A 24,081-nucleotide genomic window follows, 5' to 3' on the forward strand; every position below is an offset into this window, starting at 1 on the left:
GATTCTAGAATTTATCAACAAAATGGCTGAAGGAGAAAAAAATAAATGTTCTTATGACGTTTATTATTTTAAATATTTTACTTTTACCATCAGAATCTTCCAAATATTAAACCATATGAAACTAAATTACCCTGTAAAAAGTGTGTTTTCTGCATGCCTAGCCTATGCTTCAATTGGAATTGGCTATATTACAGAAGTGCAGGCACAAACTGCAAAAGTGATTAAAGTTAAAACAGACCATACTATTGCCAAGGTGCAACCCAATATGTGGGGTGTGTTTTTCGAGGATATTAACTTTGGTGCCGATGGCGGCATTTATGCTGAGCTGATTAAAAACCGCTCTTTCGAATTTGCCAAACCGCTAATGGGCTGGAGTATCCAGCGCAAAAAACAACAGGAAGGCGAAATTTTGGTGGTAAACCGTAAAGAGGTAAATACAGCCAATCCCAGATATTTACAGGTAAAAAAACAAACCGACGATTTTGAGCTTGTAAACGAAGGATTTAAAGGTATTGGCGTAAAAAAAGGATTACGTTACGATTTTTCATTGATGTACCGCCAATTAAAACCAGGTGTAAAACTGGTGTTAATGTTAAAAGATGCGAACAATAAAATCATCGGACAAGGAAGTTTAACCCCTGATCAAACAGGTAGCGACTGGAAAAAACAATCTGCAAGTTTTACCGCTACTGAAACCGATCCAAAAGCTAAATTCTCTATCCTGTTCCAAGGAAATGGAGATATTGATGTGGATATGATTAGCCTTTTCCCTGGCGATACCTGGAAAAACCGTCCGCAAGGATTAAGGGCAGATATGGTGCAGTTATTGGCCGATATGAAACCCGGTTTTATCCGTTTCCCAGGCGGCTGTATTGTAGAAGGAACCGATCTCGCCAACCGGTACCAATGGAAAAAAACCATTGGCCCGATCGAAAACAGACAGTTGATTGTGAACCGCTGGAATATGGAATTCGCCAACCGCGCTGCACCAGATTATTACCAGAGTTTTGGTTTAGGCTTTTTCGAATATTTCCAACTGGCAGAAGATATAGGTTCAGATGCCCTCCCAATATTAAATTGCGGTATGGCCTGCCAGTACAACTCTGCTGAGGTAGCCTCACTTGATGAACTGGACCCTTATGTACAGGATGCTTTAGACTTAATCGAATTTGCCAATGGCGATGTAACAACCAAATGGGGGAAAATGAGGGCAGATCTTGGTCATCCAAAACCTTTCAATTTAAAAATGATGGGTGTAGGAAACGAAAACTGGGGACCACAGTACCTGGAAAGGCTAGCGATTTTCACTAAAGCCATAAAAGCCAAATATCCTAATTTTAAACTGATCAACAGCTCTGGTACCGATCCCCAAGGCGACCGCTTTAACTTATTGAATACTACTTTAAGAAGCAATAATGCAGATTTTATCGATGAACATTATTACCGTCCGGCCGATTGGTTTTTGAAAAATGCTGGCCGCTACGACAATTACCCACGCAACGGTTCGAAGGTTTTTGTAGGCGAATACGCTGTACATGCCAATGGTAATATTACTGGCAGCAATAAGAACAACTGGCAAAGCGCATTGGCATCGGCTTCGTTAATGACTGGACTTGAACGCAACGCAGATGTGGTACAAATGGCCTCTTATGCACCACTCTTTGCCCATATTGATGCCTGGCAATGGGCACCCGATATGATCTGGGTAGATAATTTAAAATCGTATGGCACACCAGATTATTATGTTCAGAAACAGTTTTCTACCAACAAAGGAACTGATGTAGTTTCGATTACGCTTGATGAGAAGAACATCACCGGTCAGGATGGCCTTTATGCTTCTGCCGTAACTGATCAGACAAAAAAAGAACTAATTATTAAAATTGCCAATAACTCCGATCAGGCACAAAACATTGATTTCGACCTTGAAGGAAAATTAAAACTAAAAAGTAAAGGTATCAATGAGGAAATAGCGAACAGCAACCTGAATCAGCTCAATTCTTTCGAAAATCCTGAAGCGGTAAGCCCACAAAAAAATACAGTTAACCTAAAAGGCAAAAAGCTCAACATCACTTTAAAGCCTTATTCTTTTAATGTTATTAAAATCCCATTTAACCAATAGATTTAACGAGATCATGATGAAAAAACTTCTCTTATCTGCAACACTTTTCTGCAGTTCTATTTTAGTGCAGGCACAAAATGAAACCCAGCTAACCATTAAGCCTGCAGGCGATCAAGTGGTGAGCAAGCACATTTACGGTCATTTTTCAGAACATTTGGGCCGCTGTATTTACGATGGCTTTTGGGTAGGCGAGAATTCAACTATCCCCAATAAAGGAAGAATAAGATTAGATATTGTAGAAGCATTAAAAAAGATAAAAGTACCCAACCTGCGCTGGCCAGGTGGCTGTTTTGCTGACGAATACCATTGGAGAGATGGTATCGGCCCTCGAAACCAGCGCCCAAAAATGGTTAATACCAATTGGGGTGGGGTAACTGAAGACAATAGTTTTGGTACACACGAGTTTTTGGATCTCTGCCAGATGCTCGATTGCGAACCTTACATCGCAGGAAATGTAGGCAGCGGAACTGTTGAAGAAATGGCCAAATGGGTAGAATATCTTAATTTTGATGGGGTAAGCCCAATGACGGCCATCCGCAGCCAAAATGGTAGAGAAAAACCATGGAAAGTTTCTTTCTGGGGCGTAGGTAACGAAAGTTGGGGTTGCGGTGGCAACATGACACCAGCTTACTATTCTGATTTATACCGCAGGTATGCCACTTATGCTCGCAATTATCCGGGTGCTCCGCTAAAAAGAATTGCCAGTGGAGCTAATTCAAGCGATTACAACTGGACTGAAACCTGTATGAAAAATATTGGTGATCAAATGTGGGGATTAACTTTGCACTACTACACACTTCCAACCGGAAACTGGGGCAAAAAAGGATCAGCTACGAAATTTGATGAAGCACAATACTTTTCGACCATGAAAAACTGCTTGCATATGGAAGAACTGGTAAGCAAACACGCCGCAATAATGGATAAATACGATCCTAAAAAGAAGGTTGCTTTAGTGGTTGACGAATGGGGAATCTGGACCGATGTAGAGCCTGGTACTAACCCTGGTTTCTTATATCAGCAGAACAGTTTACGTGATGCTTTAATTGCAGGTACTACTTTGAATATCTTTAATAATCACTCAGATCGCGTTAAAATGGCCAATCTGGCGCAAACAGTAAACGTTTTACAGGCTTTAATCTTAACTGAAAAGGACAAAATGATCCTTACGCCTACTTATCATGTTTTTGATCTCTACAAAGTACATCAGGATGCCAAATATTTACCAATTGCCTTTACCAGTCCCGATTATGTTGTAGGCGATCAAAAAATCCCAGCCTTAAACGTTTCTGCTTCGCAGGATGCCAGTGGCGCTATCCATATTTCTTTGGTCAATTTAGATCCGAACAAAAAAATTGCGTTAAGTACCGTTTTAGATGGTTTGAAATGGAGCTCAGTTACAGGACAGATTTTAACCTCAGCTAAACTAACCGATGTAAACACGTTCAACGATTTGAACAAGGTGCACAATGCAAACTTTACGGGTGCAAGAAAATCAGGCAGTTCATTAAAAGTAGAATTACCTGCTCAATCTGTTGTTGTTCTCGAATTAAAATAAACTCATGAATACAAAATAACCAGCATAATGCTGGTTATTGCTTTCTCTATTCAAATGGTTAAGGAGTAAACCAGATACAAAAACTGTAAATCAGCCCTTAACACGATGCCTTTGGGCGGTTTCGTAATTGCTGTAGAACAAAAATAAAACAATGAAAAAACTAATATACCTCTCCATACTACTGTTATCAACAGTCTGTAATGCCCAGGTACAGTCTAAAAAAGACGTTTATCTCTTTGCTTATTTTAAAGGCAATGGTGAGGATGGTTTACACCTTGCTTATAGTAACGATGCATACAATTGGACAGCGCTTAAAAACGATCAATCGTTCCTTAGCCCTACTGTAAGCAAAGATAAGCTAATGAGAGATCCCTGCATTATACGTGGGACTGATGGCTTATTTCACATGGTTTGGACAGTAAGCTGGAAAGATAAAGGCATTGGTTATGCCAGCTCGAAAGACCTGATTAACTGGAGCGAACAACAGTTTTTACCCGTTATGATTAAAGAAGATGGCGCCAGGAACACATGGGCTCCCGAAATAACCTACGATAGCAGTAGCAAAACCTATATGATTTATTGGGCAACCACCATTACAGGCAAATTTAACGAAACAGCTTCGACAGCAGAAAACGGCTACAACCATCGCTTATATTATGTTACCACTAAAGATTTCAAAACCTTTTCTGAAACTAAACTGCTCTACGATCCGGGCTTTAATGTTATCGATGCTACTATTGTGAAAGAAGGTAAACAGTTTATCATGTTTTTAAAAGACGAAACCCGTGAACCTGCTCAAAAGAATATCAAAATAGCCTATGCCAATCAGTTAACTGGCCCTTATAGTAAGGCAGGAAGTCCAATTACCGGAAATTACTGGGCTGAGGGACCAACAACCTTAAAAACCGGCAATAACTGGATGGTTTATTTCGATAAGTACCGCGATCATAAATATGGGGCAATCCAATCTGTAGATTTAAAAAACTGGACTGATGTTTCAGATAAAATCTCCTTGCCACAAGGTTTAAGACATGGCACCATATTAACCATCAAAGAAAAAGAACTTGAGGCCTTATTAAAGCAATAAGGGTTAAGAAAGCAAGTAATACCTGATTCTCCGTGGTCTGTGAGGACACAGACCACATAAAAATAAATCTACTTCAGCAACCTTACTTCATATATATTGGCTATAGCGGATCCCTGATCGGCAACGAATTTCACTTCTAAATCTGTTTTTAACAGCGTTTTCGGAATTTGATATTCCTGCGTATAAAAAACATCGCCCTGGCTCCCATCTAACTTTACATTTTCAACAGCAACGCCATTGATCAGGATCGAGAAGTTTTTATTCTTTTCCTTTCCGAAATATGTTAAACTCAGCTTGGTGCCCAATAAATCTTTGTTCTTTAACACATAACTGAACCATGCTTTCCCATTTCTAAAATGCCTTTCCTGATAGATTCCATTATCGGTTTGCTCACCTTTAAAATTATGATCCGATTCTGGCTGTTGTTCTCCGGTATTGATCAGATCGATGGTTTTCTGTTCCATTTTCATATTTTCTTCTTCAGCCAACTTAATCGCCATCGCACGTTTCGATAATGCTTCAGGACTACTGTAAGGAAAATAAACCACATAGCGCTTTTCGGCCAGGCTGTAAAAAGGAACTAATTTTAAGGATTTGTATTTGGGTTGATAGATTGCATTTCGAGCATTGAAAGTAAAACTGTTTTTATCAATCAATGTAATTTCGTCTGCTAAGGCATTTTTAGCTCCTGTAACGAGTGGTGCATCGCTAATCGGGAACAGTGCTCCCGAAGCAATATGCCCCATCCTGCTGCCATCAGCGGTTAAATTAGGCTGACTTAAAGTATCCATTGCCGCAGCAAGTACAATTGGGCCATGCAGAAAAGCCACCCAATCAGAACCATCAGGCATAAATTCAGTAGTGGTGTGCATCTGTAATGAAATATTAAGCACATCGCCAGCAGCCCAAACACGGTCGATACTGGCATAACCGTTTTCATCACTTTTTACCATTACCTTTTTTCCATTGACCAACACGGTCATTTTTCCCTTTTCTATCCAGGCTGGCTGACGGAAATGTAAAGCAAAACGCTGTTTGTTTTTTAATTGAAGTTTGAGTGTCGTATTTTCCGCATCAGGAAAAAGCGTTTGTTGTGTAAGCTGAATACCTTTTTCTTTCCAATTTAAAGTAGAAGGGATAAAAAGATTTACATAAAGATCATTTCCACTGTGTGCATAAATTAATTCGCCATATTTACCATGGTTCTCCAATCCCGAACCTACACAGCACCAGAAACTTTCCTGTGGACTTGAATAGGTACGGTAATGTCCTGGCCGCATTGGTGTAAAATATACAAAACCACCTTCTGGCCTTTGCGAAGAAAGGATGTGATTATAAAGTGTACGTTCGTAGTAATCAAGGTAAGTGTTTGAAGGAGCTGCTAAAAATAACTGTTTAGTAAGCTTCAGCATATTGTAAGAATTGCAGGTTTCAGGTCCTTCGCGCGATTCTGTCATCGAAGAAAAATCATTGGCTGGATGAAAATGTTCTCTAACGCTATTTCCGCCAATGGCTACGGTTCTATGTTCCACCACTGTTTTCCAAAAGAAAGCAGCTGCATTTGCCCAGGAAGGATCTTTGTCCAGCAAGGCAATCTGTTCAAAACCAATCACCTTAGGAATCTGCGTGTTTGCGTGCAAACCATTCAGCGCATCCGTATTTTTTAATAGTGGCTTTAAGATAGATTGATCTGAAAACCGTTTGGCCAACTGAAGGTACTTTTGGTTGCCCGTTATCGCGTAAACATGGGCGAAAGTTTCATTTAATCCGCCATGTTCGCTCTTTAATAATTCCTGTATTTGCTGATCGGATAAATTGGAGACCAGATCTACACACCAATCCGTTAGTTTAATAAGCATCTGCTTTGCTTTTGCATTGCCTGCAACTGCGTAAGCATCGTAAAGCCCGGCATAAATTTTATGGATATTGTAAAGGGGCACCCATTTTCCATTTAGCGAAAAACTGGACGATTTTATATTTCCGGCTTTAATCTCTTTCCAGATATCCTTGCCTCCCGGGATCCCCGCCAAATACCCATCACCATTTTTAAGCTGACATTTACCCAGTTCGGCAATCATATATTCTAACCGCTCTTTTACTTTTATATCTCCGGTAGAAGCATACATTAAAGCAAGGGCCGATAAATAATGTCCGCCGATATGCCCATCTAAACCTGTGTTTTCCCAGTTTCCGTAAGATGCTGCCTTAGGCTTTAGCCCCGCTTCTCTTAAATATGGCGCCAGAAGTCTATCCGCATCCAGCGATAGCATATACTTTTTATCGGTTTCCTGAGCCTGTTTAAAAGGTCCTTCGAGCAATCGAACTTCTGTTAAATTAAATGGCTGCAAACTGGTTTGCCCAAATGCCGCTGCACACACCGTTGCAAATAATACCGCAATAACTATTTTTTTCATTTCTATCTCTTTAATTACCATCTGGTTTAACCACACTGCTTTTCGGACTTTCTGGCCAGTGCCAATTTGCCGGGTTATTTGGTTTTGCAGGATCAAATTTTGGTAGATCATCTACCAAATATTTGGCAATTCCCAATTGCTGCTCTTTAATGCCTAAAATAACACATTGCGCAATTTCATAAGCGCCATAAGGATTAAAGTGCGTATTATCGGCCAAAGCTTTATCCTGACCAGGGTAACTGTTTGCTGGGTAATGAACAAAGGCTTTTTTAGATGCTTCTTCACCCAGAGCATTAAATAAAGTCGATGTCATGGCATTCAGATCGATTAAAGCCACTTGCTCTGCGGCGGCTACCTTTTGTGCTGCAGCAGGGAAATCACCAAGAGAATTTATAATCTTCCCCTCAGGCCCAAAAGATCTTCTGCTGGTTGAGGTTACCACCACCGGGATTCCGCCTTTTTTCTTCACTTCCGAAATGAATGTTTTTAACCTTTCGGTGTAAGATTTATAAGCGCCATCGTTTGGTCCTTTATCTTTTTGATCGTTATGTCCAAATTCGATAAACAGATAATCACCAGGCTTCATCACACTTAAAATCTTCGCTAATCGCTTGCTCCCCAAAAACGAGCCCAGTGTTAGGCCCGATTCGGCATGATTGGCAATGGCAACCCCTGGCTTAAAAAACCGCGGGATCATTTGCCCCCACGATGCCCAAGGCTCATCATCCTGGTTCACCACAGTTGAGTTCCCGGCTAAGAAAACAGTAACCTGGTCTTCAACCTTCGTAATTTCGAGTGCCTGTAGTGCCGTTTGATGGTCAAATTCCAGGGTCAGTTTATCATCCCAATCGAGTTTGGTAAGTTCGCGTGGTTTTAACGAAACCAGTTGGCCGTCAGCAATGTGTTTATCTTTAACGTTTACGATAAATGTTTTGGTTAGCGATTGCCCTGCAGTAGTTTTCACATTTTCGAGCATCAACCTTCTCGATTCTGCTTTTACTGTGCTTAACGCAGGGCCTTTCGGATCGCCAAGTGTAACTGTTATTTTGTAATTTCCTTCAGGAACTGCAACCGAAAAATAAAAAGGTTTATCACTTTTCACCAGATCTGATGTTAAAAAATTCTTCCCGCCATAATCTACCCCCTCAACTTTCGAATCAAAATCGAAACCATAACCCTTTTCTTTACTGTAAGCATCGTTAGGTAAAATCTGTATATAGCCTTTGGCAATCTTTCCTGGTCCGAAATCGAATTTGTAGCTGTTTCTTTCCTGTGCCTGCGATAGATTGACCATTAAACCAAGGAAAATAAATGGTTTAATAAACTTTTGAATGCTCATATAGTTTGGATTTGCTGCACGGTCTGTTTCAACAGTCTTATTCATTCAGACCATTTTCTCATAAAATTTGAAATCTGGTTAATTAAACGTCATATAGACGGTTATAATACAAATATATAAAAACAATTCCCATTTAAAGGATATTGAACAGTTGATTTAAAATTTAAGCATTTTCTATTTTAAAATACCATCTTCCCCAACACAAAAACAGCAAACACACAATATTTACTACTAATTAAACATACACAATAAAGTAATTTAGAATACTAGTAAAATTTCGGCGATTTTGAATTAAAAACCCTCAGTAAAAACAAATACAATTGGATAATATTAAAAACGCTATTCTTCAGATCAAAACGAATTAAAATTTGACACTTTTTTAATAAAAAAACAAAAAATATCAACACAAAACATAATAAATCAACCAATTACAAAAAATAATTCATAAATTAACCCATTATTAATATTAACCCAATGTAAGGCCGCTTCTTTTGTATATGAAATTAAAATAAACCATATTAAGAAGCATAATTAAATATATTAATGAGAATTTTGTTCATAAAATTCATTTTTTAATGGAAAAACAAGGCACTTTTCAAACACTTGTTCAGTTCATTCATTTATAAATTTTTGAAACAATTTGACTTAACCAAGTCGTATATTAGTCTAATTAATCATACACACTAATTGCAGTGCTAAAAACCTGTGTTATTGCGTATTACGGTGAGCATAAAGAACCATTATGCCTCACTTAAATCATCCACCAAACAGAAGATTAGAATCAAAATCTAAAGCCATGAACAAACACGCCATTATTGGAGTAACTCCCTTCGAAATCCCTGACAGTAGATTGGTTTCCAATTTACAAAAAGCATATTGCTTTCCGGTTCTCAGTCTTGGGCATAGTAAAAATGAAGCTGAAAAAGCCCTTCAAGCCCTAATAGAAGTAGGCATATCAGATTTCGGTGTAAGCATCAATTCAACAGAATTAGCAAATATTGATCTTCCAGCACAAGTAAGTTTAATTATTGCACCTTATGATTTCGCACTGAAACGTAAAACAACTGCAAAAATTATCTATCAGGTTTACGACCTTCAATCGGCATTAGCTGCCCAGGCAAACGGTGCGGATGGAATTATTGTAAAAGGAAATGAAGGTGCCGGCCGCGTAGCATACGAATCTTCTTTTGTTCTTTTTCAGCGGATTATTAAAGAAATTTCTTCCATTCCGGTTTGGGTTCAGGGGGGTGTGGGTATTCACACGGCAGCCGCTTTAATGGCACAAGGCGCAGCGGGAATCATTTTAGATAGCCAACTCACCTTATTTCCAGAATGTTCCGCTCCTGAAGATTTAAAAACTATTTGTGGTAAGTTAAGCGGAACTGAAACCAAACTGATTGATAATTGCCGCATATTGGCCCGTCCCAATTCGCCGGCATTGGCAGAAGATATAGATTATAATGATCTTCAAAAGTACTTTAAAGGTTACGATCTGGAAACCAATTACCTTCCAATGGGTCAGGATATTGCCTTATCGATTGATCTGGTAACTAAATACAAAAAGCTCGATAAACTGGTTTTTGGAATAAAAGAGGCCATATATGGCCATTTAAAACAAGCCAAAGCCATCAATGTAATAAAGGCGAACAATTCGTTGGCCAAAGATTTAAATATCACCTACCCTATTGCGCAGGGCCCTATGACCAGGGTAAGCGATGTTGCTCCATTTGCTGATGCCGTTTCGGAAGCTGGAGCCTTATCGTTTATTGCCTTATCCTTATTAAAAGGAGCATCGGCAAAAGGCCTGATTGATGAAACTAAAAAATTGGCAGGCGAAAAAACCTGGGGGGTAGGTATTTTAGGTTTTGCACCACAAGAGCTTAGAGATGAACAACAGGAATATATCTTAAATGCAAAACCTCCTGTTCTGTTAATTGCCGGTGGAAGGCCTTCGCAGGCTAAACCTTTTGAAAAAGCGGGCATCAAAACCTTTCTCCATGTGCCCTCTGCCTCGCTTTTAGATATGTTTTTAAAAGAAGGTGCTAAACGCTTTGTATTCGAAGGTCGCGAATGTGGTGGTCACGTCGGCCCACTATCTAGCATGGTATTGTGGGAAAAACAGATCGAACGTTTGTTAAAAGAAGAAAATCCGGAAAATATTAGCGTTTTCTTTGCCGGCGGTATCCATGATGCTTTTTCTACTGCATTTATTTCGGTAATGGCTGCTCCTTTGGCAGCTAAAGGAATGAAAATTGGTGTATTAATGGGCACTGCATACTTATACACCAAAGAAGCTGTTAGTACGGGTGCCATTTTAGATAAATTCCAGCAGGAGGCTATGCAGGCAAACGAAACCGTTTTGCTCGAAACTGCGCCAGGGCATGAAACCAGGTGTTTAAACTCTTCATTTGCCACTTTCTTTAACGAAGAAAAAAAGAAGTTACAGGCTGAGGGAATGGATAAAAAAGAAATCTGGGCAAAACTGGAAACATTAAATGTTGGCCGTTTACGTATTGCCGCAAAAGGTATAGAAAGACGTGGCGATGAACTGGTAAAAATCGACGAAGCTGAACAAACCGATCTGGGCATGTACATGATCGGCCAGATTGCACCTATGCATAAAGAGGTGATGTCATTGCTTGATCTTCATCAGGATGTAGCTAACGAAAACTATACGCACATTTTAAATGCCACACTTCCTTCACCTCCTGTTAATAAGGCAGAAGCCCTTGATGTGGCCATTGTAGGTATGGCCTGTATCTTCCCTGGGGCTAAAAACCTCGAAGAATACTGGCGCAACATTATTTTGGGCAAGGATTCGGTAACTGAAGTACCAGATGAAAGATGGAATAAAGAACTGTATTACAACCCTGATTCTACTGATGGCGATATGTCGCACTCAAAATGGGGTGGTTTTATACCAAGAATAGATTTTGATCCTTTAGAATTTGGTATCCCGCCACAGTCGCTTGCAGCTATAGAGCCCACCCAACTGCTTACCTTAATGGTGGCCAAACAGGCCATGCAGCATGCAGGTTATGCTGATGGTGGTGTAGACAATGAAAATGTTTCGGTAATTATTGGTGCCGAAGGTGGAAACGACCTCGCCAACAGCTACAGTTTTAGGGGCTATTACAAGCAGATGTTTGGTGATATGCCGCCTGAAGTAGATGCTGCCTTACCAAAAACAACCGAAGATTCTTTCCCGGGTATTTTGGCGAATGTAATTTCTGGCAGAATCACCAACAGGTTAAACCTGGGCGGCAGAAATTACACCGTTGATGCGGCCTGTGCTTCTTCGCTTGCGGCAATCGATCTGGCCTGCCAAGAGTTATTTTTAGAGAAATCGGATATGGTTTTGGCCGGAGGAGCGGATTTGCACAATGGTATTAACGATTACCTCATGTTCTCGAGTACACACGCCCTTTCTAAAAAAGGAAGGTGCGCCACTTTTGATGCTGAAGCAGATGGAATTGCCCTCGGCGAAGGTATTGCCATGATCGTATTAAAAAGATATGATGATGCTTTACGCGATGGTGATACCATTTATTCTATTATTAAAGGTGTTGGCGGATCGAGCGATGGCAAAAGCCTTGGTTTAACTGCACCACGCAAAAACGGACAGGTAAATGCATTAGAAAGGGCTTATAGTCAGGCTGGGATTACACCTTCTTTGATTGGTTTGGTAGAAGCACATGGTACAGGTACGGTGGTAGGCGATAAAACAGAAATCAGCGCATTAACCGATATGCTTAATCAATCGGGTGCAATCGCCGGACAAACGCATTTAGGTTCCGTAAAAACGCAGATCGGCCATACCAAATGTGCAGCCGGTATTGCGGGATTAATCAAAGCATCATTATCGGTTTACCATGGCATTAAACCACCTACCATTAATTTAAAAACCCCTAACAGCTTTTATAATGCACAAACCAGTCCTTTCGCTTTCCATACCGAAGCTGGTTTATGGATGGAAGAAAAAAGATATGCTGGCGTTAGTGCCTTTGGTTTTGGTGGAACAAATTTCCATGCGGTATTAGAAAGCGCAAAAAATACAGAAGATAAAAATTCGATATTAAAATCGTGGCCATCTGAACTTTTTGTTTTCAGGGGAGATACTTACGAGGAAGCTAAAAATCGCGTAATCTCTGTAAAAAATCTCTTAGAACTGAACGATCAGATCGAATTGAAAGATATTGCCTATAGTTTAGCAACTGCAGATACCAAACCTGTTCAATTGAGCATCGTTGCCAACCACGCCGAGGATCTGGTGATGAAAATCGATCTTGTTCTATCTGGTGTAGAAAGTAAAGATACTTACCTTACCCAAAAACAGGATGGCAAGGTTGCTTTCATGTTCCCGGGGCAGGGAAGCCAGCGGATAAACATGGCAAGGGATCTTTTTGTGGTTTTTCCTGAAATGAGAAAACTACTGAAAGCTTATCCTGAATATGAAAAAATCCTTTTCCCAAATACTGTATTCAATGATGCAGATGCGAAAGCGCAAAAAGAACGCATAAAAGATACCCGCATGGCACAACCGCTATTGGGTATTGTTGATCTGGCCATTGCCAACTTCTTAAAATCATTGGGTATTGTGCCTGATATGGTTGCCGGCCACAGTTATGGAGAATTACCAGCACTTTGTTTTGCTGGCGCTTTTGAGGAAGAAGCCTTGGTTTACCTGAGTGCAGAACGGGCAAAAGCCATTTTAAATGCTGTTGAAAATGGAGATCCGGGTACCATGCTTGCCGTGAGTGCAAAACCGGAAGATCTTGCGCAATACTTGGGCGATATTGCCTCTGTTTATCCGGTAAATTTTAATGCACCAACCCAATGTGTAATTGCTGGCAGCACTGAAGCCATCGGAAAATTAGCAGCAGTACTAAAAGAAGCCAAAATATCTTTCCGCCCGCTTGAAGTGGCCTGTGCTTTCCACAGTCCATTGGTGGCCAAATCGAAACAGCTTTACCAACAAGTGCTTTCTGGCGTAAACTTTAATGATCTAAAAATTCCGGTATGGTCTAACACCACGGCAAAAGAATACCCAACTGAACCTGCCGCTGTAAAAGAACGTTTGACCGACCATTTAATAAAACCTGTCCTTTTTGTTGATGAGCTTAGGGATATGTATGCTGCCGGAGCCAGGGTTTTCGTAGAAGTTGGCCCTGGCAAGGTGCTAAGCGGATTAACCAAATCCTGCATCGGCAAAGACGAAGTGATTTTACATACCGAAGATCAAGGTCAGAACAAACTCAGCAATTTACTGGGTACACTTGCTGGCTACATGGCTACAGGTCGCGAAATCAAGCTCGAAAAATTATTCGAAGGGCGCTCAGTTAAAATCATCAATCTCGACGAACCCTCAATTTACAAAAAAAGTCCTGCCATTTGGTATGTAAATGGTCAGCATGCTGTTCCATCAACAGGTAAACTTCCTGCAAATGGTGCATCCCCTATTACTAAACCGATTATCCTTATGAATAACACCTCTACACTAACTGAAAATCAACAAGTTAATAGCTCATCCAAAGACTTGATGATGCAGGAGTACCTGCACAGCATGAAAATGCTGATCCAGGCACAACGTGATGTGATGCTTTCCTTTTTAGGACAGGCGCCCGCGATGTCTACGCAAATCATTAATCAGCCTTTAACATCATATCAGGTGCCTCAACCGCTTCGTACCGAAAATCAGATCACGGTAAAACAGGAAATACCACAAATTGAGGTAATAACACCTGTAGCTGCACAAAAAGATTTAAAATTGGTGCTGTTGCAGATCGTGAGCGATAAAACCGGCTATCCGCAGGAAATGCTGGGTATGGAAATGGATCTTGAAGCCGACTTAAGTATCGATTCGATCAAACGTGTCGAAATTATAGGCGCTTTACGTACCGAACTGGGTGGTTTTTCTCAACTGAACCTTCCAGAAGATAAAATTATGGAACAGCTTGCCGGGCTAAAAACCTTAAGCAGCCTGGTAAACTGGATTACAGAAAACACCGAACAACCAAAAGCGGTTAGTACACCTGCCGTAGCAGTAGCACCTACAATCCAGTCAGAACAGACAAAATTTTCATTAGATCAGTTAAAATCGGCCATTCTTGATGTGGTGAGTGAAAAAACGGGTTATCCTAAAGAAATGCTGGGCATGGATTTGGATCTTGAAGCTGATTTAAGTATCGATTCGATCAAACGGATGGAAATTATCGCCTCTTTAAAAGAAAAAATTGGATTTGGCTCACAGAGCGACCAAGCTGATGATTTAATGGAAAAACTGGCCGCTATCAAAACCTTAAATGCACTGGTTAACTGGATTGCAGATGTTGAAGCAGAAAGCTCGGAGGTGCTTACCGAAGCAAAAAAGCTTATTGAGGAGAGCATCGATGATCAAACAGTTAAAGAAAAATTATCCCGTTTAAGATTTGAGCTAACTCCTGCTGCACTTACCATTACCGAAGCAGCTATTTTAAAAGGCCAGCGTTTTGCCTTAACCGATGATGGTGGCGGACAGGCGATCAAAATCAAGAAAGTGTTGGAAAAACATGGTGCCATTGCCGATCTGGTGAGCTTTGAAGATTCATTGGATGGCTATCAGGGCCTCATCATCTTGAACATGTTCGAAGCACAGCAAAAAGTAGGCATTCTCGATCATTTCGCAACCATTAAAAAACTAAATTTTGATACCGTAAAATGGGTGTACCTGATTGCAGATACCAAACAGTATTTTAACGATCAATCTGATATTTCTTTCTTGAGAAATTATCAAGGTTATTCCGGCTTCTTTAAAAGTTTAGACCGCGAATACGAGCATACCAAATGCCGTTTCATCAGTCTCGAAACCAAAATGTCGCCAGATGAAATTACCAATATTACCTTAAACGAAATCCTGAATCCGGATAAACCTTCAGAGATTATTTACAATGACCATAAAAGGCATATTATGGAACTGGTACCGCAACCTTTGAGTACCGAAACGGATGCCCACATCCATTTGGATAAAGACGCGGTAGTGATGGTTTTAGGTGGTGCGCAAGGTATAACCGCCGAACTGATGATCCATTTCGCAAAAGATTATCCTTGCAGGTACATTCTGGTAGGCCGTTCTGCAAATCCAATCGCCTCTGCAAATGAAGCCAGCTCCTCGTTAAAAACCAAAGATGAGATTAGGCAGTACTTAATTAAACAGGGTGAGATTAAAAAACCTGCCGAGATAGAACAGGAAACAAATAGGATTTACAAAAACAACCAGATTTTACGCTGCATTGCAACTTTAGAAGAAGGTGGATCGACGGTAGTTTACGAATCGTTAGACCTTAAAGATGAAGAAGCTTTAACCCGTTTGATCAATCAGGTTTACGAAGATTATGGTCGCATAGATGGCGTAGTACACGGTGCAGGTTTATTGGAAGATAAACTATTCAGCAGCAAAACCTCCGAATCATTCGGACGTGTTTTCGATACCAAAGTAACCCCATTAAGGGTATTGGCTGAACAATTAAGGCCAGAAACCCAATTTGTAATCCTTTTCTCGAGCATTGCTTCTGTTTATGGAAACCGCGGGCAAACCGATTATGCAGCGGCAAACAGTGTAATGGATAAATATGCCTGGGCCTTGAAACAGAAGATTCAGGGAAAGGTAATGGCCATTAACTGGGGCCCTTGGAAAGGTGCAGGCATGGTTTCGCCAACATTAGAGAAAGAATACCAACGCAGGGGAATTGCCTTGATCCCTTTACAGGATGGGATGGAAACTTTCCTGAACGAACTTAAATATGGTAAAGAAAGCCAGGTATTAATTATGGCCGGAAACACCTGGACATAGAAAATCGCATAACCAAACAGCAGATGAAGAAAAGCGACGTAGCAATTATTGGAATGTCATGCATTTTTCCGGGTGCGAAAGATATGCAGACCTTTTGGGAAAATATTATAAACCGGGTAGATTCTACACAGCAGGTTCCGGCTGATCGGATTGATCCCGTGCATTTCGACAAAAACCTGGGTGGCGTTGATCGTTTTTATTGCAACCGTGGTGGCTTTATCCCCGATCATCAATTCGATCCACAGCGGTTTGGGATTTTACCTTTAGCAGTTGAAGGTACAGAACCCGATCATCTCTTAACCTTAGATCTGGTTCACCAGGCGCTGGAAGATGCAGCAGTATTTGAAAAAAAGTACTCGCTCGATAAAACAGGGATCATTATCGGTAAAGGCAATTATGTAGGACCGGGCGCAACCCGTGCGATAGAAATTGTAAGGACAGGCGAACAGATTTCGAGTGTATTAAAAGACTTGATGCCACAACTTACCGAAGCTGAAATTGAAAAGGTAAAACACGAGTTTCAATTACGCAAAGGTCGTTTTAGTGCTGATACCGCAATGGGATTGATCCCTAATTTAGTAGCCTCGCTGGTAGCCAATCGCCTTAATTTAGGTGGCTTAGCCTTTACTCTGGATGCTGCCTGTGCCAGTTCACTTATTGCGGTAGATCACGGCGTACAGGAACTGAATAGTGGCCGCTGTGATATGATTATTGCTGGCGGTGTACATTTAGGTCAGAATGCTGCTTTTTGGAGTATATTCTCCCAATTGGGTGCTTTATCCAAACAGGAAAAAATAAAACCTTTCGATCAAAACGCAGATGGATTGATTATTGGCGAGGGTTGTGGTTTTGTGGTGCTTAAACGCCTCGAAGATGCCATCAGAGATCAGGATAAAATTTATTCGGTAATTAAAGGTGTAGGCATTAGCAGCGATGGTAGTGGAACCAGTGTAATGAGTCCATCGGTTAAAGGCCAGTTGAAAGCCATTTCCGAAGCCTGGAAAAATGCAGAACTGGAAAGTAAAAATATCGGCTATTTAGAAGCCCATGGTACAGGTACACCACTAGGCGATAAAACAGAGGTAGAAACCTTAAAGCAGTTTTTCGGTCAGGATGCCGATCTGCCGAAAGCAGGTATCGGCTCTGTTAAATCAAACATCGGCCATGCCATGCCCGCAGCAGGTATAGCAGGCCTGATCAAGTCGAGTCTGGCTTTATATCATGGAATCATCCCTCCTACTTTACATTGCGATGAACCTGTATCGCAATTGGCCGAAACCCGTTTTTCTGCAGTGCAAAAAGCGATAGACTGGAACCAATCGGGTTTACCAAAATTGGCTGCCGTAAATGCATTTGGTTTTGGAGGGATTAACGCCCATGTGGTGTTAACCGCTTACGATGCTCCAAAAAAAGATGAGGTATTGGTAATTGCGAGACCAAGTCATGAGGCTTTGATCCAATCGCTCGAAAACGGCGATTATAGCGTTGGGAACGGAAATTTCCGCTTGGTATTGTTTAACCCTAGTCCTGAAAGAATCAAAAAAGCCTTAAAAATTGTAGCTAAAAATTCTCCCTGGAGAAATAAACAGGACATCTGGTACACCAATGCACCATTATTGGCGAATGATGGTAAAATAGCCTTTGTTTTCCCCGGTCTAGACGGACTTGCTGGCGGCGAAATTAAATCGGTAGCTGATTATTTCAACATTAGTATCGACGAAAACGAAAAACAAGATGGCCTTTTAAGCGAAGCACTCAATATACTGAACAAAAGCAGTGTTTTAGATCAGGCTTTAAAACAATTGGGCATTAAGTCTGATATGAACGCGGGCCACAGCCTTGGCGAATGGCTTGCGGCAAGATCTTCGGAATTAGCGGAAGAAAGTTCGGTAATGAATTTACTGAGCGTACTCAACCCCGAAACTTTCGAATTGAAAGACTCGCGCTTTATTGCTGTGGGTTGTGGTTTAGACACGCTTCAGCCAATTTTAGAAAGTATTCCCGATTTATACCTTTCAAACGATAACTGCCCGCAACAGGTAATTCTTTGCGGCAGTAAAACTGCATTGGATAAATTGGTTCCGATATTGAAGGTGAAACAGATTTTTCATCAGATTTTGCCTTTTCAATCAGGTTTCCACTCTCCATTTGTGGCCGATAAACTGGGCTTGATCCTCGAAGGCATGCAGGATATGCAGTTCCGGAAAACCACTATTCCGCTTTGGTCGGCGACCACTTTAGAAACTTACCCTGAAGGCTTTGAAGCTATCCGCCAGTTAAGTGCCGAACACCTGATTAAACCGGTACGTTTCCGTGAACTCACCGAAAAACTGTATGCTGAGGGTGCACGCGTATTTATCCAGGTGGGTTCTGGTGGTTTAGTTGGTTTTATTGACGATACACTGAAAGGGAAAGATTTTAGCACCATTAGTGCCAATGTGCCGATCCGTTCGGGCATTACGCAGTTGCAAAGGGTTTTGGCCGCACTTTTTATTGAAGGAAAAGAAATTGGCCTAAATTATTTGGGCAACATCAAATCAACTCCACCGCAAAAAAACAAAGGCATTAAACTCGAACTGGGTTCACCGATTATCCATAACCTGCAAACACTTAAAGGTTTAACCATTAAACAAGCTCAGCCCACACAACCCAAAACTTTTGTGGAGGCTAAACATCCCGTTTTACAGGCCTTTAATGAGAATGTACTGGAAATGATCAACATGCAGAGCGAAATGATCGATTTGTTCGAAAATGCTTCATTTCAGATTGATCGGCCAAGCAATTGGGCACCTGCTAAACCAATAAAACCTGTCAGACAACCCTTTAGCCAAAAACTTGATGTAAGCCTGGATAACTGCCCCTACCTTATCGATCACTCACTATTAAGGCAACCAAAAGGTTGGCCAACGGTTGAAGATATGGACCCGGTAATCCCGATGACCATGATTTTTGAAGTGTTTGCCGAAATCGCCAATGCACAGTCGCCGGAAGAAAAGGTACAGAAAATCATGAACATGCGCGTGTTCCAATGGATGAACGTGGTTAAACCTTTCCAGGAAACCGTAACTGGTGAGTGGAAAGACGAGCAAAGGGTTTACCTTAATTTAGAACGTTATGCAAATGCAGAAGTACAGTTGGCAACACAGTTAAACGCTGCTCCAAACAGAACTTTCGATATTGGAAAATTATTAGATATCGACCGTACTGCTGCACAGATTTATGATGCGCACATGTTCCACGGACCAGATTACCAGGGCATCAAAAAACTGACCGCAGTTGGTGAAAAAGGAATCACAGGCATCATCGAAGCATCAGGCGGAAAAGGCTCATTGCTTGATAATGCAGGTCAACTGTTTGGTTTATGGCTGCAGCTCACTTTAGAAAAAGATAGGATTGCTTTCCCGGTTAAAATTCAGGAAATAGAATTCTTTGGCGATATGGCCGACCAGCAAGGCATCTTTGAGTGTACCTGTGTACTCACCGAAATTAACGATGAATTTGCCACTGCAGATATCGTAATGAAAAGAGATGGCATTACCTGGCTCATCATCACCGGCTGGCAAAATCGCAGGCTGGAGATAGACGAACCGCTATGGAACGTTTCGATGTCGCCCCTCCATAACCGTTTATCAGAAGAAGTTGCACCAGGTGTTTTTCTTTTTGGCAACGCTTATTCGCGTGTGGTTTCATGGGATTTTATTCTAAAAAGATATTTTAACCAGACCGAGAAAAAACACCACAATAACTTACTACCGAATAAAAGAAGAACCTGGATGATCAGCCGCGTAGCCGCAAAAGATGCTGTACGGAATTTATTGAATACACAGAAAAACCAGGCCTGTTATCCCATCACCTTCGAAATTTATTCGGATGAATACCGCAAACCTTATGTTAAGGGCGGCTTAACAGATAACATCAATATCTCCATTGCCCATAAGGGAACTGATGCCGTTGGTATAGCGCGTTTTAACGAACCGGTTGGCATCGATATCGAACATATTGAAGAACGGAGTGCCGGTTTCTTTGATCTTGTTTTTAACGATCATGAAATGGCTCTGCTGCAAAGCCGCGACAAAATAGAATGGGCAACCCGTTTTTGGGTGGCTAAAGAAGCCTATGGCAAATACCTGGGCAAAGGCTTACAAGGCAATCCAAAAGCTTATACCATTGAAGAAATCAATGGCGAAGAATTACGCATCAACAACATCACAATCAAAACAATCAAACATAAAAATTATATCATCGGATGGACACTATAACTACAAAATTAAGCAGCGAAGAAATTTTCAACCTCATGAAACAATTTATCACCGAAGTAATCGGTGAAGAATTTGTTGAAGAAATGGATATCACCCCAGAAAGTTCTTTCACCAAAGATCTGGAAATGGATAGCATCGAAATTGTATCCTTCTCCGAAAAAATCAAAGCACACTTCGGTGATCAGATTGATTTTACTGGCTGGTTATCTTCAATGGACTTAGATCAGCTGATCAACTTAAACTTAGGCATGATCATCTCTTATATCGAAGAATGCCAATCATAACAGTAAACAGCAAATCGGTTCACGTTCAGGAGCTCAATAAAGAAGCTGCTGAAACCATCATCTTGGTTCACGGGATGTTCAGTAACCTATCTGTCTATTATTTTAATATTGCACCGCTTCTGGCCACAAAATATCATGTAGTACTATATGATCTAAAAAGCCATGGCATGAGCGAAAAGGCATTAACAGGCTACGATCTGCAAAGCATGACCAACGATCTTTTGGCACTAATGGAGGCATTAAACTTACAGCAGGTGCATTTAGGCGGTTATAGTTTCGGCGGATTGATTGCCTTAAAAATGGCCATCCGTTTTCCAGAACGCATTAACAAACTGGCAATAATTGAAGCACCGGATCCGAACGATGATAAAACAAGGGGTATTATTGATGAGTACAGCCGCGAGTTTTTAGAGCATTACGTCGAAAATTTTACCGATACCACCAAAGTGAAAATGGGTAAAAGGCAGATGGAGCGCAACCACCGCATGTACGAGTACCTCTTTTATCAAACATCGATTAAAACCGACATGGTGCTTGAAAAAGATTTTTTTGGCAGTAAGGCAATTGAAACAATAAAAAAGAGTACACTATTGCTTTATGGTACCGATTCCAATTGCCTTAGTGCAGGCAAACAATTAGATGGATTGATTGAAAATGCTTCGTTAATTGCTGTACCCGGCGATCATAATATCCCCATTCAGCAACCACTAGTTATTGCAGAATCATTATTAAACTTCTTCCAGGAAACATAAAACTAAACACAGATGGCAAAATTCGTATTTGTAGTTCCTCCCCTTACCGGCCATATCAACCCAACTTTAAGCATGGGTGCAGCTTTACTGGATAGAGGCCACCGTGTAGCATGGATTACTTTAGATCAATCGCTAGGCAATAAACTTCCTGAGGGCGGCGAGTTGCTCGCAATCAGTTACGACCAGAACGACCAGCAAAAAAAAGATTCAGAAAAATACCTCGATATCATCACGAAAAAGATTGTTTACGGCATTGATAGTATCAAATTCCTGTACGAAGAGGTACTGATCCCCTTAAACAGACACAGTTACGAAGGCATTGCCGATCTACTCGATCAGTTTAAGCCTGATCTGGTGATTACCGATCATCAGATGTTTGCAGGTGCCATTGCAGCAACCAACAAAAATTACCCTTATGTTACTTCTGTTACTGCTCCGGCTGCTATAAAAGTAATGGATGAATTACCGAAAGTGCACGAATGGGAAGTGAACCAGATTGTAGCCCTGCAAAAAGAATTCGGTATCACCACGAGCAGCTCCATTGCCTGTTCTGATCTCGCCACGTTGGTATTTACCTCCCGCGATTTTTTCGGAGAGATGGATTTACCTGAACATTTTAAATTTGTAGGCCCTGTTTTTAACCGCCGCAAAACCTCTATTCCTTTTCGCTGGGAAGCATTTCATACCAGTCAGCCTAAAATATTGGTGAGCATTGGTACCACCTTCGATCACGAACATAAAAAAGCTTTTTTTGCCAAGGTAATCGAAGCTTTTGCAAATGAAGACCTCCATGTGGTGGTGGTTTCCGATCCCGCTTTATTTGAAGCATGGCCTGCTAATTTTACAGTACAGCGTCAGGTACCGCAATTGGAACTTTTACCACACCTGGATGCGGTAGTTTGCCATGGCGGACATAATACCGTTTGCGAAACCCTAATGAATGGCTTGCCCATGGTGGTTATTCCAATTGCCTACGATCAAAGCCATGTTGCCGGACGTGTTTTTAGGGTTGGTGCTGGAGAGCGCTTAAATTTTAACCGTTTTAAAGCCAGCCATCTTAAAGAAGCGGTAAATAAAGTGCTGCAGGACGATAGTTATAAAATCGCTGCAGAACAGATTAAAAAATCCTTTATTGAGGCCGGCGGAACAGAAAGTGCTGCCGATTTACTGGAAACATTAAGTAACAAAACATCTAACGTATTCATCAGTTAAATTATACATTATGTCAAAATTCCTTTTCGTTGTCCCGCCTTTTTTCGGTCATATTAGTCCAACATTAAGTATTGGCGCCAGTTTATTGGCCCGCGGCCATGAGGTAAAATGGTTGGGTATTACGCCCCTTGCACAGGTACATTTGCCAGAAGGTGGCGAATTTATTTATCCCGAAGAAGATTTGGCTGAGTATGCTGATGAAATACAACGCATTTTAAAACGCCAGGATGATGGCCCTGCGTGTTCTGGTCCGGAGGTAATGAAGCTTGCGCTCGAAGAAACTTATGTTCCTTTTGCCAAAATGATGATGAAAGGGCTGAACAATTTTGTTGACGTCTGGAAACCCGATGTAATTATTAACGACTGTATTACCTTTGCAGGCGCTTTAAGTGCACATTTAAAAGGCATACCATCTGTTACCACTACCCCAGTGCCACCAGATGTGATGGGCGATACAGCAAACAGCGCCCCTAAAATATTCGAGTGGCAGCAAAATCTGATTAAAGGTTTACAAAGAGAAGTGGGTATCTATAGTGATGATATCCATATCCATTCTCACCAGTTAAATATGGTTTTCACTTCACAGGCCTTTGCAGGGTTTGAAGAAAAACCACCGCACATGCATTTTGTTGGTCCGGTAAAAGGCCGGCCAAATTTAGCCCCATTCGATTGGGAACGTTTAAGTCAAGCCTCCACGCCTAAAATATTTGTATCACTGGGTACTTTATTGGTTGATATCCGTAAGGAATTTTTCCAGAAACTGATTACCGCCTTCGAAAACGAACCTGTAACCATTGTAGCCGCAACCAATCCTGATATTTTTGAAAAATGGCCTGATAACTTTATTGTAAATGGTTTTGTGCCACAATCAGAATTGATGCCGCATATGGATGCCGTAATCTGCCATGGTGGTTTCAATACGGTAAACGATACTTTTACCAATGGCTTACCAATGTTGATTACCCCTATTGCTTACGACCATTTTCACACTGCAAAATTAATTGAGCAGGCAGGTTGTGGGGTAAGTATCCGTTACAAGCGTTTGCGCATTAGCGATTTAAGAAATACCGTTTTTGAGCTTTTAGAAAACCCGAAATATCGCCAGGCCGCTCAAAAAATAAAAGAAACATTCATTGCAGCTGGCGGTAACGATAAGGCCGTGCAACTGCTAGAAGATTTTGCAAAAACAGCCCAAGCTGTGGAAACGGCTTAATGGAGAGTTGTCAACTTTA

At 41.1% G+C, this 24,081-nt stretch carries 11 protein-coding genes; 9 read left to right on the forward strand and 2 right to left on the reverse strand.

Annotation, left to right across the window (positions count from 1 at the left end):
- The first annotated feature begins 115 nt into the window (after nucleotides 1–115).
- The 3 genes from FHT21_RS13990 to FHT21_RS14000 all read left to right on the forward strand — a co-directional run bounded on the left by FHT21_RS13990 (nucleotide 116) and on the right by FHT21_RS14000 (nucleotide 4,761).
- Entirely contained in the window at nucleotides 116–2,119 is a 2,004-nt protein-coding gene (locus FHT21_RS13990) for an alpha-L-arabinofuranosidase C-terminal domain-containing protein (RefSeq protein WP_167295255.1), read from the forward strand.
- A gap of 13 nt (nucleotides 2,120–2,132) precedes the next feature.
- A complete protein-coding gene (locus FHT21_RS13995; RefSeq protein WP_243853995.1) occupies nucleotides 2,133–3,674 on the forward strand; it encodes an alpha-L-arabinofuranosidase C-terminal domain-containing protein in 1,542 nt (513 codons plus the stop codon).
- Nucleotides 3,675–3,825: 151 nt separating this feature from the next.
- On the forward strand, nucleotides 3,826–4,761 hold the full coding sequence (locus tag FHT21_RS14000; RefSeq protein WP_167295256.1) for a glycoside hydrolase family 43 protein: 936 nt from the start codon (nucleotides 3,826–3,828) through the stop codon (nucleotides 4,759–4,761).
- A gap of 68 nt (nucleotides 4,762–4,829) precedes the next feature.
- On the opposite strand, the gene FHT21_RS14005 is transcribed toward FHT21_RS14000, so the two are convergent.
- Complete coding sequence (locus FHT21_RS14005) at nucleotides 4,830–7,175, reverse strand: glycoside hydrolase family 127 protein (RefSeq protein ID WP_167295257.1); 2,346 nt, start codon at nucleotides 7,173–7,175, stop codon at nucleotides 4,830–4,832.
- Nucleotides 7,176–7,185: 10 nt separating this feature from the next.
- Nucleotides 7,186–8,559, reverse strand: coding sequence for a rhamnogalacturonan acetylesterase (locus tag FHT21_RS14010; RefSeq protein WP_243853996.1), 1,374 nt, complete (start codon nucleotides 8,557–8,559; stop codon nucleotides 7,186–7,188).
- Nucleotides 8,560–9,256: 697 nt separating this feature from the next.
- Between FHT21_RS14010 and FHT21_RS14015 the strand changes: the two genes are divergently transcribed.
- The 6 genes from FHT21_RS14015 to FHT21_RS14040 are packed head-to-tail and all read left to right on the forward strand — an operon-like array spanning nucleotide 9,257 to nucleotide 24,062.
- On the forward strand, nucleotides 9,257–16,342 hold the full coding sequence (locus FHT21_RS14015) for a type I polyketide synthase (protein ID WP_243853997.1): 7,086 nt from the start codon (nucleotides 9,257–9,259) through the stop codon (nucleotides 16,340–16,342).
- Between the two features lie 23 nt (nucleotides 16,343–16,365).
- The gene (locus FHT21_RS14020; protein WP_167295258.1) at nucleotides 16,366–20,601 is read left to right on the forward strand and encodes a type I polyketide synthase; all 4,236 of its coding nucleotides are present in this window, start codon (nucleotides 16,366–16,368) and stop codon (nucleotides 20,599–20,601) included.
- A gap of 35 nt (nucleotides 20,602–20,636) precedes the next feature.
- Nucleotides 20,637–20,885: a phosphopantetheine-binding protein gene (locus tag FHT21_RS14025; RefSeq protein ID WP_223833381.1), complete on the forward strand. Its 249-nt coding sequence runs from the start codon at nucleotides 20,637–20,639 to the stop codon at nucleotides 20,883–20,885.
- Nucleotides 20,873–21,637 (forward strand): alpha/beta hydrolase, encoded by a 765-nt coding sequence (locus FHT21_RS14030; RefSeq protein WP_167295260.1) that lies wholly within the window; start codon nucleotides 20,873–20,875, stop codon nucleotides 21,635–21,637. The genes FHT21_RS14025 and FHT21_RS14030 overlap by 13 nt, the downstream gene beginning before the upstream one ends.
- 12 nt (nucleotides 21,638–21,649) lie before the next feature.
- On the forward strand, nucleotides 21,650–22,849 hold the full coding sequence (locus tag FHT21_RS14035; protein WP_167295261.1) for a nucleotide disphospho-sugar-binding domain-containing protein: 1,200 nt from the start codon (nucleotides 21,650–21,652) through the stop codon (nucleotides 22,847–22,849).
- Nucleotides 22,850–22,859: 10 nt separating this feature from the next.
- Entirely contained in the window at nucleotides 22,860–24,062 is a 1,203-nt protein-coding gene (locus FHT21_RS14040) for a nucleotide disphospho-sugar-binding domain-containing protein (protein WP_167295262.1), read from the forward strand.
- Nucleotides 24,063–24,081: the final 19 nt, after the last annotated feature.

Source organism: Pedobacter sp. SG908 (genome assembly GCF_011759615.1).
Lineage (GTDB): Bacteria > Bacteroidota > Bacteroidia > Sphingobacteriales > Sphingobacteriaceae > Pedobacter > Pedobacter riviphilus.

Coding starts and splice junctions, on each gene's coding strand:
- FHT21_RS13990 (WP_167295255.1), top strand. CDS start 116: ATGAAACTAAATTACCCTGTAAAAAGTGTGTTTTCTGCATGCCTAGCC.
- FHT21_RS13995 (WP_243853995.1), top strand. CDS start 2,133: ATGATGAAAAAACTTCTCTTATCTGCAACACTTTTCTGCAGTTCTATT.
- FHT21_RS14000 (WP_167295256.1), top strand. CDS start 3,826: ATGAAAAAACTAATATACCTCTCCATACTACTGTTATCAACAGTCTGT.
- FHT21_RS14005 (WP_167295257.1), bottom strand. CDS start 7,175: ATGAAAAAAATAGTTATTGCGGTATTATTTGCAACGGTGTGTGCAGCG.
- FHT21_RS14010 (WP_243853996.1), bottom strand. CDS start 8,559: ATGAATAAGACTGTTGAAACAGACCGTGCAGCAAATCCAAACTATATG.
- FHT21_RS14015 (WP_243853997.1), top strand. CDS start 9,257: ATGCCTCACTTAAATCATCCACCAAACAGAAGATTAGAATCAAAATCT.
- FHT21_RS14020 (WP_167295258.1), top strand. CDS start 16,366: ATGAAGAAAAGCGACGTAGCAATTATTGGAATGTCATGCATTTTTCCG.
- FHT21_RS14025 (WP_223833381.1), top strand. CDS start 20,637: ATGAAACAATTTATCACCGAAGTAATCGGTGAAGAATTTGTTGAAGAA.
- FHT21_RS14030 (WP_167295260.1), top strand. CDS start 20,873: ATGCCAATCATAACAGTAAACAGCAAATCGGTTCACGTTCAGGAGCTC.
- FHT21_RS14035 (WP_167295261.1), top strand. CDS start 21,650: ATGGCAAAATTCGTATTTGTAGTTCCTCCCCTTACCGGCCATATCAAC.
- FHT21_RS14040 (WP_167295262.1), top strand. CDS start 22,860: ATGTCAAAATTCCTTTTCGTTGTCCCGCCTTTTTTCGGTCATATTAGT.